Source organism: Hyphomonas sp. UBA3195, assembly GCF_002366485.1.
Lineage (GTDB): Bacteria > Pseudomonadota > Alphaproteobacteria > Caulobacterales > Hyphomonadaceae > Hyphomonas.
The window spans coordinates 51889-65188 of record NZ_DEXB01000028.1 but is presented as its reverse complement, the minus strand read 5'-3'; the positions used below and the strand labels follow the sequence as shown (position 1 = coordinate 65188).

Below are 13300 nucleotides of genomic sequence, written 5' to 3'. Positions count from 1 at the left end.
CTAACGGCCATTGGCCGAGACTTCCAGCGGTGACCATATATCGTCGTTTGCGACGGTGAAATTTCCGCCAGAGGCCCGCACCAATGCGAGGCCGCCGGCGACATCCCACCACCTGATTCCTGTTTCTTTGTATCCGTCCAGTTTCCCCTGAGCGACCCATGAGAGGGACAGGGCGGCCGAGCCGATCATCCGTACCTTGCCCCAGGCGTTCAGTGACTCGGCATTCTTTGCCGCGGCTTCGGCATTGGAGCGTGTGGCGGCGGGGATACCTGTTGAGAGGGACAACGGGCCGCCAAGGGCCGCGCGGTCAATGCGTTCGCCGTTGCGATACAGCCCGGCTGTCTCATTCGTGTGGACAAGTTCGTCCCGGACAAAATCATATACCGCGCCTGCTAGCGGCGTCATTCCCTGACAAAGCGCAATGGAAACAGCGCACAAGGGGATTCCGCGCATGAAATTGTAGCTTCCATCCAAGGGGTCGATTACCCAATAGGGTTCATCCGGGCTCGCTGGCTCTCGGAGCCATCCACCCTCTTCAGACATGACGCCCCACGGACTATCGGAAAGCAGTCCGGCGGCCACCATTTCTTCTGAATGGCGATCTTCGGCAAGTTTCACATCTCGCGCCAGCGCGGTGTCTATTGCGGCGTCTGCGAATCGTGAGCGGAGGAAGTCGCCGCTTGCCTTGGCGCTCGCCAGCAAGAGTTCGTAATTGATCACGATGGACATAGCTGGATTATCTACTCGCGTATCAATTCGGTACGGAATTCGAAGCCGTGAGGTGTTCCCTGACCTGAGGGGCTTTTGATAGGGTAGTTGCTCCCCTAGAACAAGGCGTAATGCAGGAGCAAACGGCATGACTCATTCGGGCATTCTGATTTCATGAAACACTTCGAAAATCTTTCCGACGCACTGGTTTCAGCAGCCCGAACGGGCGCCATCTGCTCCCTCCCAACAGACCAGTTGCCCGCCGATTACGAGTCCGCCGAAGGCGTGCAGGACTCCTATCTGAGGGCGTTGGGACTGAAAGGCGGCCATTGGAAGCTGGGCGCAAGCAATCAGGGGTCGCGCGACGGTCTTGGGCTGGCCCGGCCTTTCTCGGGACTGATCCCCTCGACGAACATGATCTCGTCGGGTGACACTCGGCCCATGACCGACTTCAGGCAGCCGGGCGCGGAATGTGAACTGGCGGTCGTCCTGGGGGCTGACCTGCCGCTGAAGCCCGGTGGATATACGCGCGCTGAGGTGCTGGATGCGGTGGCGCGGACCATTGCCGCGATCGAGGTTCCCGAAACCCGCTTCTCTGCGCTGGCAATTCATGGCGGCCTGGCGCTGGTCGCGGACAATGGTGCAGCAGGTTATGCGGTTGCCGGAGAGGGCGTAGAGGGCGCCGATAGTCTCGATGATCTTGATCGCATGGGTCGGCTGATTGTGGACGGTGTCGTGAAGGAGGAGGGTGATGTCAGGCAGCTGGTTGCGTTGCCGTCTGAATTGCTCACCGATCATGTGAATCGCATGGCAGCGAGAGGATGGGAACATCGGCGCGGCGACGTAATCCTGCTTGGGGCGCTGGCCCCGCGTGTGGGCCTTGATGGGCCTGCCAGAATTGTGGCAAGTGTCGACGGTCTTGGGGAGGCCGAGTTGCATTTCGCAGCCGGTTCGTAAGCGGGATACGCATCTCGGGACAGGAGAAAATTTCAATGAACAACACTGCCTCCGTCGCCGTGCTATCGCGTTCCTTTTCCGCGCATGAAAAGCTGGCCGCTGAACTCAATCGCCGCTACAGCGACGTCACTTTGAACGACACCGGGCGCACCTTGGCGGGTGATGAACTCGTCGCCTTTCTGCAGGGCAAGTCCCACGTCGTAGTCGCGCTCGAGAAGATCACCGATGACATCCTTGCGCGGCTGCCTGATTTGAAAGTCATCGGCAAATATGGCGTAGGCCTGAACAATGTGGACCTGCATGCGTGTGAAGCTCACGGAGTCCACGTTGGCTGGACAGGCGGCGTGAATCGCCGGTCTGTCGCGGAGCTTGTGATTGCACTCAGCATAGCAAGCCTGCGCCATGTTGTGAGGTCACATATGGAAATCGTGGGGGGTGAATTTCGTCAGATCAAGGGTCGTCAGTTGCAAGGCCGCAAAGTGGGCCTGCTGGGGTGCGGACATGTTGGTAAGGAAGTGGCGCGGCTCATGCTGGCGCTTGGCTGCGAAGTCCAGGCGCATGATATTCGCGACCTGTCGGAATTCTGTGAGGAAACTGGCGTGAAAAGCGTTTCACTGGATGAACTGGTCGAGACCAGTGAAGTCCTTTCGCTGCACGTGCCGTTCACACCTGCCACGTCGATGATCATCAATGCCGATCGCCTGGCTCGCATGCGGACTGATGCGGTACTGGTCAATACGGCGCGTGGCGGATTGGTGGACGAGGCAGCGCTGAAGCGCGCGTTGCACAATGAGAACATTGCGGCGGCTGCGTTTGACGTGTTTGAACCGGAACCCCCGACGGACATGGACCTGCTGCGACTGCCGAACTTCATCGCTACAGGCCATATTGGCGGTAGCGCTGAAGAAGCCATTTTCATGATGGGTATGGCTGCGATTGAAGGGCTGGAAAACGCCCAACCTGCATTGAGCCATATTCCAGACTATTTGCGCTAAACCGAAAGGCTTGTTGCCGCATGACCAATATCGCGATGATCCCCGCCCGTATGGGCAGCCAGCGTCTGCAAAAGAAGAACCTGGCACCGTTGAAAGGCGTTCCGTTGATCGTGCACGCGATCCGGAAATGCCGCGAGGCGGGTGTCTTCGACCGCATCATCGTGAATTCCGAACATCCGGACTTCGGGCCGATTGCGCAAGCCGAGGGTGTTGAGTTCCATCAGCGCCCGGAGGAGCTTGGATCCAACAACGCAACGAGTGAAGACTTCGTGACAGAGTTCCTGAAGGCCAATCCCTGTGATCGCGTGTTCCAGGTACACTCGATTGCGCCATTGCTGACAACCGCTGAGGTGCGCGACTTTGTAAGTGCAATGATTGAAACCGATGTCGACGTGCTGCTCAGCGTGGTCGATGATCAACTGGAATGCCTCTACCATGATGAGCCTGTGAACTTCACGTTTTCCGAGAAGACGAACTCGCAGGATCTCGATCCTGTTCGGAAGGTTTCCTGGTCTATCACAGGGTGGCGCTCTGCGACATTCCTCGCCGCAAAAGAGTCCGGCGGCTGCGCGACATATGCGGGCCGACGAGGCGTGTTTCCCGTCAACAAGATGGCAGGTCATGTCATCAAGACTGAGGAAGATCTGCGGATTGCAGAAGCCTTGTATGACTTCGTCCATCAAGGCGGTGCGGTTGAGGGTGACTGACGGAGTCTGTCGCCTGTTCTAGTGTGCTTCTCGGGCGATCAGGGGTTGATCCGCGTCAGAAGGCAGGGGCCGGACATGAGGCAGTCTCTGGTTCATGCGTAGTGGATTCCACGTCATCGTGCGGAGAAGATCCATCATCGAACGCTTTCTCTTCCGAACACGCCAGCGTGGGTCTGACAGGATCGCCGGTAGATCTCGCACGCCGTGCCAGGTTCCACGTAGTGTGGGTTTGAAACATCCGATCATGGCACTCCGGAAAATGAGATACACCGACAGAACGAGATGAACCGGAGCAGTTAGGACCAGCAAAGGAGTCGGCATATTCTTCGCATAGGTCCAGATGCGGTTGCGTGTTCCGTGATAGGATGAAAAGGCGCTGTGGCGACCAGAAATGGCACTGCCCGCATGGTGCACAACCGCATCCTTGAGGAAGACGCATGGCTCCCCTTCAAGCTGCAGGCGGAAGCCGATGTCGACATCTTCGCAATAACAGAAAAAGCGTTCGTCAAAGCCGCCGATACGCAGGAAAAGTTCCCGGTCATACATTGCCGCAGCGCCGCATGGACTGAAGCAGAAGCCCGTATCGGGTAGCTTGGAAGCCGGATGGCCGAAGCCACCCCGCCAAGGAATGCCGAAGATCAAATACGCATCGCCCGCGCCGTCCAGCATATCCGGGTCGTCGAGGCAGTATTGGGTCGAGGCGAACACACGGCAGCCCGCATAGCGCCGGGAGGCGGCTTGAAGCTTCTCCAGCCAGTTGGCGGACGCTGTGGCGTCCGGATTGAGCAATACGAGCCATTGCCCGCGCGCCAGATTTGCCGCCTGGTTGTTGGCCACCGCAAAACCGACATTGTCCGAATTCTTTGTGAGTCTGGCTTGTGCGATACCAGAGAGATCCAACGTATCTGGCGATCCGTCGGTCGATGCATTGTCGATGACAATCAGCTCAAAGTCCTGAAGCGTCTGGGTCTTCAGCGAATCGACGGCGGCCTGCAAATACGCGCCCCCATTATAGTTCACAATGATCACAGAGAAGCTGATCGCTGAAGACTTGAAGGGCTTCGGCGCGGCGCTTGCGGGGGAAATTGATTCTGTCATACCGATTACAATTGTACGCCCCACTTCATTCCCGAAACCTTACTGGCATGTTCCCTTAACGCCGTCGACCCGAGTGCTGGAAGCAGCTCAAGAGAGGGATATATAGTTTCATATGGAACTATATATTGATTTGCTGTACAGTCCGACCATGACAACTTCACCTGCCAAGAATCGCTACCATGACGCTCCGCGCGCCGCTGATTTCACGATCGATCAGGCGTGGGATACCTACAGCGCGGCAGAGCACGACCGCTGGGATCGGTTGTTCCTGCGTCAGCGAGAGATTGCAAAAGGCCGGGCCTCGGAAGTGGCCCTGAAAGCAATGGCAGAGCTTGAACTGTCCGCGTCAGGTATTCCGAACATGGCTGAACTGTCGGACAAGCTGGAAAAGATCACGGGATGGCGCGTTGTGCCTGTGGCGGAATTGGTGCCGGATGAGATTTTCTTTGACCATCTCGCCAATCGCCGGTTTCCGGCCGGGGCCTTTATCCGACCCGAGGCGGAGTTCGACTACCTCCAGGAGCCGGATATTTTTCACGATATTTTCGGTCATGTGCCGATGCTGGCTGACCCAGTATTCGCTGATTTCATGGAAGCCTATGGCAAAGGCGGACAGCGGGCCATGCAACTCGGCCAGTTGCACAATCTTGCGCGGCTCTACTGGTACACGGTCGAGTTCGGCCTGATCCGCGAAGCGGGCGGTCTGCGCATCTATGGCGCCGGTATTCTCTCAAGCCCCAACGAGACCGTGTTTGCGCTTGAGGATGACAGCCCCAACCGGGTCGCCTTCGACCTGCAGCGTATCATGCGCACCAAATACATCATCGACGACTTTCAGCAGACCTATTTCGTGATCGACAGCTTCGATGCCTTGCTCGACGCCTGCTACCAGGATTTCGGCGGCGTCTATGATGAGGTGAAAAACAAGCCCGACATAGAGGCTCATGAAACCGTGCCAGGCGATGCGCTGATCCATCGTGGATCGCTCGACTATTTTCGCCAGAAGGCGCAGGTCTAGCCGACGCTGAGCGCCAGAATGCGGCTGATCTGGGCATAAGGCAGGCCGCTCTCGGCATGCCAGTGATTGAAGGCTACCTGCACTTTCTTCATCGCGGATTTGGATTTGGCCTCTGGCTTATCCAGCACCTCCTCCCGTACCAGGGCGCGGCAGACATCCCCAGACGTGATCCAGGCATCCCAGCCCGAGAAGCGCAGGAAATACTGCCCCGTCGCTCCGCCAAGGCGTGAGCCGTTTGTGTTCAGGTAGCTGAGAAGCCCGGCCTGGTCGTCAGCGGGCCAGGCAGAGAGGAACGCGCCGAAGCTGCCATGCGCTTTGGCGGTGTCCGCCACGAATTTCGCATTCTCAAGCGTCGCCTTGATCTTCTGGCCATTGCGCACGATACGCGTGTCCGACACGAGCTGCCCCAGCATCTCGTCGCCAAAGAAGGCGAGCCTATTTGGATCGAAGCCCTCGAAGGCCAGTTCAAACCCGTCCCATTTCGCATCAATGACTTTCCAGTTGAAGCCGGCATTGAACACGCAGCGCGTCATCGTGGCGAGATACCGGTCGTCGGGTATTTTCTTCAGGGATTTTGCCTGATGGGCATTCTGCGACATCTCAAGAACAGCGGCGCGATCTCCATGATGCTGCGCGGCGAAATCCACGATGCGGTCAAAAGGGTTCATCTGTCAGGCCTCCCATGAGCAGTCTGTCACAAGGCCCGGAAATGTCTAAGAGTCTTGACCCCATAGGGAAAAGCAGGGATCGCTGGGGGATGCATTATGTCCCCCGAATTCTCGTCACCGGCGGTGCCGGCTTTATCGGCTCCTTCCTGTGCGAGCGCCTGCTGGATACCGGGGCTGAAGTGCTCTGCGTGGACAACTTCTTCACCGGTCGGCGCACCAACGTAGCGCATCTGCTCGACAATCCCCGTTTCGAAGTGATGCGCCATGACGTGACCGTGCCGCTCTTTGTCGAAGTGGACCAGATCTACAACATGGCCTGCCCGGCGAGTCCGGTGCATTACCAGTTCGATCCGGTTCAGACGACCAAGACCAGCGTGCATGGCGCGATCAACATGCTGGGCCTGGCCAAACGGACGCGGGCCAAAATTCTTCAAGCCTCGACGTCCGAAGTGTATGGCGATCCGGAGATCCACCCCCAGACGGAAGACTATTGGGGCAATGTGAACCCGCTGGGGCCGCGTGCCTGTTATGACGAAGGCAAACGCTGTGCGGAGACGCTGTTCTTCGATTATTATCGACAGCACAAGGTCCAGATCAAAGTCGCGCGTATCTTCAACACGTATGGACCGCGCATGCATCCGAATGACGGGCGTGTGGTTTCCAACTTCATCGTTCAGGCGCTGAAGGGCGAAGACATCACGCTTTACGGCGATGGCGAACAAACCCGCAGCTTCTGCTATGTTTCGGATCTTGTTGAAGGCCTGATCCGACTGATGAATACGAGCGACGACGTGACCGGTCCGATCAATCTCGGCAATCCCGGCGAGTTCACGATCCGCCAACTCGCCGAGAAAATCATCGAGATGACCGGTGCGCGATCCAAGCTGGTGCACAAGCCGCTACCGCAAGATGACCCCCGTCAGCGCCAGCCGGACATCACCCGTGCGCGCGATACGCTCGACTGGGAACCGACGATTGCGCTGGAGGAAGGCTTGAAGCCGACGATTGCGTATTTTGACGAAGAAGTCCGGGCGATGCTGGGCTGATCCCGCATTTGCGGGCGCTTTGAGAATTTCCAGCTTCAATCTGCTCCGCCGAAGCAGGTTGTGCGCAAAGGCGCTCTCACAGGAAAATGGTGGGCCCGGCAGGATTTGAACCCGCGACCAAACCGTTATGAGCGGTCCGCTCTAACCAACTGAGCTACAGGCCCCAGCGGCCCGTTTTAGCGTGCTTCTTTGGCAAGGCAATGTGCTGTCTGCCACGCTCTTGCGAATTACGTGCGTAAATGTGGCAGATCGTTTGCATGATCATTGGACACGACCTACACGATGGAGTTGGGGACAAGTCAGGGATGTCAAAATTCATGCAAGGCAACTCAAAGCGGATTCTCGTGCCGGGGGGGGCTGGATATATCGGCTCGCACACATGTGTCGAGTTGCTGAACCGAGGATATACGCCGGTAATTGTAGACAATTTCGTCAATTCCAGCATGGCCGCCATCGATCGGATTTGTCAGATTACGGGCGCAAATGATGTGCCGGTCATCGAAGCAGACATTCGCGACACCGAGGCCATGATAGGTGCTCTGCGCGAGCACGAATGCGAGGCCGTGATTCACTTCGCCGGCCTGAAGGCCGTTGGGGAATCGACTGCCAACCCGCTCGATTATTACAGCAATAATGTTCAGGGCTCACTCAGCCTGCTCGACGCCATGAAACAGACGGGTGTCGGACATATCGTGTTTTCGTCGTCTGCCACTGTCTATGGCACACCGGTTTCGCTGCCTTATACTGAAGACCATCCGCTGGCGCCCACCAATCCCTATGGCATGACCAAATATGCGGTTGAGCTGATGCTGAATGACCTCGTCGCATCGGGCGCAGGTATCAATGCGGGCATCCTGCGCTACTTCAACCCGATTGGTGCGCATCCCACCGGTCTGATCGGCGAGGATCCGAACGGGGTGCCGAACAATCTGATGCCGTTCGTTGCCCAGGTGGCGGTGGGGCGTCGCCCCCATCTCAACGTGTTCGGCAATGATTACGATACGCCGGACGGCACGGGTGTGCGCGACTATATCCACGTCGTCGACCTCGCCGAAGCACACATCGTTGCGCTTGAGAAACTGCTGGAAAGTCCGGACAGTTTCACAGTCAATCTCGGGTCCGGGAACGGCTATTCGGTCCTGGATGTGGTGAAAGCGTTTGAACAGGCGAGCGGTCGGGAGATCCCGCTCAATTTCGCCGAACGCCGTGCTGGCGATTTACCTGCCTATTGGGCTGATCCCTCCTATGCGATGGAACTTCTTGGCTGGAAGACTCGTTTGACGTTGGAAGACATGTGCCGAGATCAATGGGCCTGGCAAAGCGGCAATCCGGAAGGGTATCCGCAACGCGAAGTCGGAGCCGCCTGACGCGAGTTTGACACAATGCGCTGGTAGCCATCGGTCTCGATCAATAAACCGAGGAGACAACATGCGCACTTTCCGGAATCTGTTCATCGCATCCAGCGCCATCGCCCTGGCAGGAACCCTATCTGCCTGTGCGCAGATGCCGTCCCAATCGGTTCCAACCGGGACGAGCCAGATGACCTACCACCCCAATTCGATCCAGCCCGAAACCACGTTGGATATTTCCGCGACCGCCAATGTGAAGCGCGCGCCGGACATTGCCTACATCACGGCCGGTGTAAACGAGGAAGCCAAGACCGCAGTTGCTGCAATGGCGGCGCAGGCTGAGGCGATGACCAGCATGATGAACGCGCTGAAGTCCGCAGGCGTCGCCGACAAGGACATGCAGACGTCGAACATCTCTCTCAATCCGGTTTACGACTATGTCGAGGAAACCGATGCCAATGGGCGTCGCAACGGCAAACAGGTTCTGCGTGGTTATTCGGCGTCAAACCAGCTGACCGTCAAAGTGACCAATCTGGATGGTTTGGGTGAAACGCTTGATAGCCTCGTTGTCGCAGGCGGTAACACGTTCTCGGGCCTGAATTTCGCGCTTGAAGATGCCAGTGATGCGCGTGACGAAGCGCGGCGCAAGGCCGTTGCGGACGCAACTGCGCGCGCTGAACTCTACGCTGAAGCTGTCGGCATGCGCGTGTCGCGCATCGTCAACATCTCCGAAAGTGGCGGGAATGAACCTTCGCCTGCACCGATGGGCAGGATGATGGCGATGCACGAATCTGCCGATATGGCATCCACGCCGATTTCAGGCGGTGAAATTGGCTATTCGGCCCAAGTAAATATCCGGTTCGAACTGACCAAGTAGGCCAATCAGACATAGCCTTCGGCGAGAAGGTCTTTCATGTCGACAATCCCGACCGGGCGTCCATCTTGCACAACGAATGCGTTGGAGATGCGATGCTCGGTCAATCTCTTGATGACTGCGGACATGCGCTCGTCGAGTGAAATCGTGCGGGGCGATGGCGTCATGATCGCGGCGGCATTTCCGGTCAGCTTTCCTGCCAGCATGGCACGTCGCAAGTCGCCGTCGGTGACCATTCCCACAATCACGCCAGTCGCATCCAGTACGGCCACGCATCCCTTGCGGCCTTCCGAGATGGCCAGAATGACGTCTTCGACAGCCGCGGTTTCGCTGACCGATGGTATATCGTCTGTGCGATCCGCCACATAGTCGCCGGCAGTCTGGAGGGAGCGGCCAAGTTTCCCCCCCGGATGACGGAACCCGAACTCTTCCCGTGAAAAGCCTCGTCGCGCCATCAGGACTATGGTCAACGCATCACCAAGTGCGAGCGCCATGGTCGTTGAGGATGTTGGCGCGAGCCCGTTGGGGCAGGCTTCCGCAACGGTTGGCAGCGTCAGCAATACATCCGACCCCCGACCAAGCGTCGACTCTGCCGCGCGTGACATGCCGATCAGGGGTACCGAATTGGTGCGGCAATAGCGGATCAGATCGACCAGTTCGCGGCTCTCGCCCGAATAGGATATCGCGATCACGACTGAGCCTGGAACGATCATTCCCAGGTCACCATGACTGGCTTCGGTCGGATGGAGGAAGAATGAGGGCGTGCCCGTCGATGCGAGACTGGCCGCGATCTTCTGGCCGATATGTCCCGACTTGCCCACGCCGGCCACAATGATGTGCCGATCCGTGGCCATGATGAGGTCAGCGGCCTTTTCGATGGCCGTGTCCAGACCGGCTTCCAGTTGCTCAAGGGCTTCGCGTTCAATGCGAATTACATTGCGCGCAATATCGATGTCGCTTTCACGGGTCACGTCTGTTCGCTCCTGATGGCTGGAAAGCCTTCTGGGTCAGCCCGCCTGGGCTTGCAAGGGCTGCGTTTCAGATTGGAACCGTGAACTCAGGCGTTACTTCGCGATCTGCATCTGGCGCGCTTCGTATTCCGATACGCTCATGATGTGGGTCTTGGGCTGCACAAACGGCTCAACCGGAGTTTCCATCTTTGTGTGTTCGACAATCTCTGGCGTTGGCGCTGGAGCAGGTGCCGTTTCAGCCACGACCAGTTTGTCGTCATCTGCGTCACCGCCACCTTCCGCAATGATCACGCTGATGCGTTTTCCATTCAGCATTGGTTCTGCAGCATCGTTCGGGTGTACAGGCTGCAGGACGCCGGCAAAGGCGAGCTGTGTGTCATGCGCAGGATCGGTGAGCGTCGTAAATGCAGCTTCAACAAGATCCTCGACATGCGCGTTGCGAGACCGGGACGTGTTCCCGCCCAGCATGATCGCAATAATGCGGCTGCCATCGCGCTTGGCAGACGTCATCAGGTTGAATCCGGAGGCGCGGGTATAGCCAGTCTTGATGCCGTCGACGCCGTCTACTTTGCCGAGCAACTCATTATGGTTCTTGTAGGTACGTCCAGCCCACTGGAAGCTGCTGGACGAGAAGTAATGATAATAGTCAGCATGATCGGTGAGCATCGCATCGGCCAGGATGGCAAGGTCACGCGCGGTCGTCAGCTGCTGTGTGTTGGGCAGGCCCGACGCGTTCATGAAGCGGGTATGGTTCATTCCGAGCGATTTGGCCTTCACAGTCATCAATTGGGCAAAGCGGCTTTCGGTGCGCCCGAGACGCTCAGCCACAACCACAGCGACATCATTGGCCGATTTGCTGACCAGCGCGCCAATTGCGTCGCGAACTGTCATGGTCGAGCCGGTGCGAAGCTTGAGGTTTGAAGGGGGTTGGCTCGCCGCGTGGCGCGAGACAACGAGCCGCTCATCCAGGGTGACCTCGCCGGTCTTCAGCGCGTCAAACAGCATGTAGAGGGTCATGACCTTGGTGAGGGAGGCCGGATAACGCGCTTCATCGGCATTGCGGGCATGAAGTACTTCATGAGTATCCGCATCGATCACGATGGAGGCGTACTTTTCGGCGTGAGCAGATTGGGCAAACAGGCCTGCCGCCATCAGCGCCACCGCTATAGTGAGTGCTTTCAGGACAGGTGGTAGTGCGAGCCGCATCATGTTCTCTCCAAAAATGAGTTAACCCCGGCACCCGAGGATTAAACTAGAGTCCGTCAAATCGGTTGACCACATCTTAACGCAGGCCCCAGCCTCACAAATCTGTAATCAGGTTTCAAGCCTTGCAATTTTCATGCGAATTTAAAAATGCTGCGCCGCACAATAATTGTTGCAATTGCTCGGATTTTACGCTACGTTAGGGTATCCAGCGTGAAAAGGATCCTCCCCATGGCGACAACAAAAAAGACCACTCCCAAGTCTTCTCCGAAAGCCAAAGCGGAAGCGCGTGTGGCAGATTCGGCAACAAAAATGATTGATGAAGGCATGGAACAAATGACAGGTCTCGCAGGCAAGTTCGGTGGTTATGCGGAAGGCGGCATGAAAGCCCTCGCAGAACAAGCAGCATCTTCTTCGGAAATGATGCGCACGATTGGCGCCCGCAACATGGACTTCTTTGCTCGCACGCTCGAACAGGGTGTCGAAGCCACGCAGTCGCTGACCGGCGCAAAGGATCCACGCGAAGCAATGGAAATACAGTCCGGCTTCGCCAAGAACCTTCTCTCGGCTTACACGTCCGAAGTCAGCGCACAGGCTGAACTCTGCATGTCTGCTTGGCGCGACGCGACGAAGCCGTTCATGGCTTTCGCACCCAAGTAAGCGCTTTCTTGTTTCCCGGCCAGGCTAGCGGGCTCTGGGGCGTAGAGTGGCGTAGATAATTTGAGCCGGGCCTGTTTGGCCCGGTTCTTTTTTTGCCCGGACTTTGTTCAATGTCAGATGCAGAATGCGCTGGCGAATCCGTTGCGCTTGCTCCTACAGTTGTGCATGAGCGATTTTCTCGATTTCCAAACCCTTCAGCGGCCCAAGTCGCCGAACACGTATCTGGTCGCACCGGCGGGCTTTGCTGACCAGGCTAGCCCGGACGAAGAAGGCCCGATTTTCTTCTGCAGCACAGACAGTCTGTTCAGCCAGGTCGAGGCCCTTGTGGCCATGCGCAAGGACTGGAGGCTGAAGGCGCTCGACGCCCAGGCGGGTCGCATCAGCTTCATCGCGGTGTCGAAACTGTTCAAATTCAAGGATGATGTGGATATCGCCATCCTGCCTTCAGACGGGAAATCCACGCTCGCAGTCTATTCTGCATCCCGCGTGGGCTATAGCGATATGGGCGCGAATGCGAAGCGTGTGAATGACCTCCTCGCCAGTCTCCAGGTGACCTGAATTCAGGCAGATTGTGCTTTTGCCGCGTATCCGCTCTTCAAAGTCGGGCAAGAACGTATATCTTGGTAACTATGAGCGGTGACCTGAACCATTCCAGCACGGATCCAATACGGCTAAATCGGCCCGGACCCGGCGACCCACCAGGGGGCGGGCAGGCTGGCGATGATGATGGGACGAATTTCGGTCTGTCCACGCAAACGCGCGTACGGACCAAGAAGCCGTCGCTCTACCGTGTGCTTCTGTTGAATGACGATTACACGCCGATGGAGTTTGTCGTCTACGTCCTGGAACATTTCTTCAATCGTTCCCGGGAACAGGCCACGCGCATCATGCTTCATGTCCACCAAAAGGGCGTGGGGTTGTGCGGTGTCTATACTTATGAAGTGGCCGAAACAAAGGTCGCGCAGGTATTGGACCTTGCCAAACGCCATGAACATCCTCTCCAATGTGTCATGGAGAAAGACGACTAGAAACACTCACTCCGGAAG

Annotated in this window: 15 protein-coding genes and 1 tRNA gene; 10 read left to right on the top strand and 6 right to left on the bottom strand. The window is 57.4% G+C overall.

What is annotated here, in order from left to right:
- Window positions 1-729 (bottom strand): inositol monophosphatase family protein, encoded by a 729-nt coding sequence (locus tag B2344_RS08940; protein WP_290482803.1) that lies wholly within the window; start codon window positions 727-729, stop codon window positions 1-3.
- A 153-nt stretch (window positions 730-882) separates the two neighbouring features.
- Here B2344_RS08940 and B2344_RS08935 point away from each other — a divergent pair, with 153 nt between their 5' ends.
- From B2344_RS08935 to B2344_RS08925, 3 genes are read left to right on the top strand one after another with little or no spacing between them, the layout of a single operon-like run.
- Window positions 883-1665, top strand: a complete 783-nt coding sequence (locus B2344_RS08935; RefSeq protein ID WP_290482802.1) for a 2-keto-4-pentenoate hydratase — start codon at window positions 883-885, stop codon at window positions 1663-1665.
- Between the two features lie 35 nt (window positions 1666-1700).
- Window positions 1701-2660: a phosphoglycerate dehydrogenase gene (locus tag B2344_RS08930; protein ID WP_290482801.1), complete on the top strand. Its 960-nt coding sequence runs from the start codon at window positions 1701-1703 to the stop codon at window positions 2658-2660.
- A 20-nt stretch (window positions 2661-2680) separates the two neighbouring features.
- Entirely contained in the window at window positions 2681-3367 is a 687-nt protein-coding gene (locus tag B2344_RS08925; protein ID WP_290482800.1) for a cytidylyltransferase domain-containing protein, read from the top strand.
- Between the two features lie 18 nt (window positions 3368-3385).
- On the opposite strand, the gene B2344_RS08920 is transcribed toward B2344_RS08925, so the two are convergent.
- Complete coding sequence (locus B2344_RS08920; protein WP_290485043.1) at window positions 3386-4465, bottom strand: glycosyltransferase family 2 protein; 1080 nt, start codon at window positions 4463-4465, stop codon at window positions 3386-3388.
- A gap of 148 nt (window positions 4466-4613) precedes the next feature.
- Here B2344_RS08920 and phhA point away from each other — a divergent pair, with 148 nt between their 5' ends.
- Window positions 4614-5483: a phenylalanine 4-monooxygenase gene (gene phhA, locus B2344_RS08915; protein ID WP_290485042.1), complete on the top strand. Its 870-nt coding sequence runs from the start codon at window positions 4614-4616 to the stop codon at window positions 5481-5483.
- On the opposite strand, the gene B2344_RS08910 is transcribed toward phhA, so the two are convergent.
- Window positions 5480-6151, bottom strand: a complete 672-nt coding sequence (locus B2344_RS08910; RefSeq protein ID WP_290485041.1) for a DNA-3-methyladenine glycosylase I — start codon at window positions 6149-6151, stop codon at window positions 5480-5482. The genes phhA and B2344_RS08910 overlap by 4 nt on opposite strands.
- An 89-nt stretch (window positions 6152-6240) precedes the next feature.
- Here B2344_RS08910 and B2344_RS08905 point away from each other — a divergent pair, with 89 nt between their 5' ends.
- On the top strand, window positions 6241-7197 hold the full coding sequence (locus tag B2344_RS08905) for a UDP-glucuronic acid decarboxylase family protein (protein ID WP_034810955.1): 957 nt from the start codon (window positions 6241-6243) through the stop codon (window positions 7195-7197).
- Between the two features lie 87 nt (window positions 7198-7284).
- Here B2344_RS08905 and B2344_RS08900 read toward each other — a convergent pair.
- Window positions 7285-7361 (bottom strand) — tRNA-Ile (locus tag B2344_RS08900).
- Between the two features lie 141 nt (window positions 7362-7502).
- Here B2344_RS08900 and galE point away from each other — a divergent pair.
- Both galE and B2344_RS08890 read left to right on the top strand, forming a co-directional pair.
- A complete protein-coding gene (gene galE, locus B2344_RS08895) occupies window positions 7503-8564 on the top strand; it encodes a UDP-glucose 4-epimerase GalE (protein WP_290482796.1) in 1062 nt (353 codons plus the stop codon).
- Window positions 8565-8625: 61 nt separating this feature from the next.
- Window positions 8626-9423 carry an SIMPL domain-containing protein gene (locus B2344_RS08890; RefSeq protein ID WP_290485040.1) on the top strand — a complete coding sequence of 266 codons (798 nt, stop codon included), beginning with the start codon at window positions 8626-8628 and terminating at the stop codon, window positions 9421-9423.
- A 5-nt stretch (window positions 9424-9428) separates the two neighbouring features.
- On the opposite strand, the gene B2344_RS08885 is transcribed toward B2344_RS08890, so the two are convergent.
- On the bottom strand, window positions 9429-10391 hold the full coding sequence (locus tag B2344_RS08885; protein ID WP_290482795.1) for a KpsF/GutQ family sugar-phosphate isomerase: 963 nt from the start codon (window positions 10389-10391) through the stop codon (window positions 9429-9431).
- Between the two features lie 93 nt (window positions 10392-10484).
- Window positions 10485-11600 carry a D-alanyl-D-alanine carboxypeptidase family protein gene (locus B2344_RS08880; RefSeq protein ID WP_242517370.1) on the bottom strand — a complete coding sequence of 372 codons (1116 nt, stop codon included), beginning with the start codon at window positions 11598-11600 and terminating at the stop codon, window positions 10485-10487.
- Window positions 11601-11825: 225 nt separating this feature from the next.
- Here B2344_RS08880 and B2344_RS08875 point away from each other — a divergent pair, with 225 nt between their 5' ends.
- From B2344_RS08875 to clpS, 3 genes are all read left to right on the top strand, one after another.
- Complete coding sequence (locus B2344_RS08875) at window positions 11826-12254, top strand: phasin family protein (RefSeq protein WP_206991117.1); 429 nt, start codon at window positions 11826-11828, stop codon at window positions 12252-12254.
- Window positions 12255-12419: 165 nt separating this feature from the next.
- Window positions 12420-12812 (top strand): DUF1499 domain-containing protein, encoded by a 393-nt coding sequence (locus B2344_RS08870; protein WP_206991116.1) that lies wholly within the window; start codon window positions 12420-12422, stop codon window positions 12810-12812.
- Window positions 12813-12883: 71 nt separating this feature from the next.
- Entirely contained in the window at window positions 12884-13282 is a 399-nt protein-coding gene (gene clpS / locus B2344_RS08865; RefSeq protein WP_206991115.1) for an ATP-dependent Clp protease adapter ClpS, read from the top strand.
- The last annotated feature ends 18 nt before the right edge of the window (window positions 13283-13300 follow it).

Bases quoted from the DNA above. Each gene is read 5' to 3' on its own strand.
- B2344_RS08940 (WP_290482803.1), bottom strand. From the start codon at position 729: ATGTCCATCGTGATCAATTACGAACTCTTGCTGGCGAGCGCCAAGGCA.
- B2344_RS08935 (WP_290482802.1), top strand. From the start codon at position 883: ATGAAACACTTCGAAAATCTTTCCGACGCACTGGTTTCAGCAGCCCGA.
- B2344_RS08930 (WP_290482801.1), top strand. From the start codon at position 1,701: ATGAACAACACTGCCTCCGTCGCCGTGCTATCGCGTTCCTTTTCCGCG.
- B2344_RS08925 (WP_290482800.1), top strand. From the start codon at position 2,681: ATGACCAATATCGCGATGATCCCCGCCCGTATGGGCAGCCAGCGTCTG.
- B2344_RS08920 (WP_290485043.1), bottom strand. From the start codon at position 4,465: ATGACAGAATCAATTTCCCCCGCAAGCGCCGCGCCGAAGCCCTTCAAG.
- phhA (WP_290485042.1), top strand. From the start codon at position 4,614: ATGACAACTTCACCTGCCAAGAATCGCTACCATGACGCTCCGCGCGCC.
- B2344_RS08910 (WP_290485041.1), bottom strand. From the start codon at position 6,151: ATGAACCCTTTTGACCGCATCGTGGATTTCGCCGCGCAGCATCATGGA.
- B2344_RS08905 (WP_034810955.1), top strand. From the start codon at position 6,241: ATGCATTATGTCCCCCGAATTCTCGTCACCGGCGGTGCCGGCTTTATC.
- galE (WP_290482796.1), top strand. From the start codon at position 7,503: ATGTCAAAATTCATGCAAGGCAACTCAAAGCGGATTCTCGTGCCGGGG.
- B2344_RS08890 (WP_290485040.1), top strand. From the start codon at position 8,626: ATGCGCACTTTCCGGAATCTGTTCATCGCATCCAGCGCCATCGCCCTG.
- B2344_RS08880 (WP_242517370.1), bottom strand. From the start codon at position 11,600: ATGATGCGGCTCGCACTACCACCTGTCCTGAAAGCACTCACTATAGCG.
- B2344_RS08875 (WP_206991117.1), top strand. From the start codon at position 11,826: ATGGCGACAACAAAAAAGACCACTCCCAAGTCTTCTCCGAAAGCCAAA.
- B2344_RS08870 (WP_206991116.1), top strand. From the start codon at position 12,420: ATGAGCGATTTTCTCGATTTCCAAACCCTTCAGCGGCCCAAGTCGCCG.
- clpS (WP_206991115.1), top strand. From the start codon at position 12,884: ATGAGCGGTGACCTGAACCATTCCAGCACGGATCCAATACGGCTAAAT.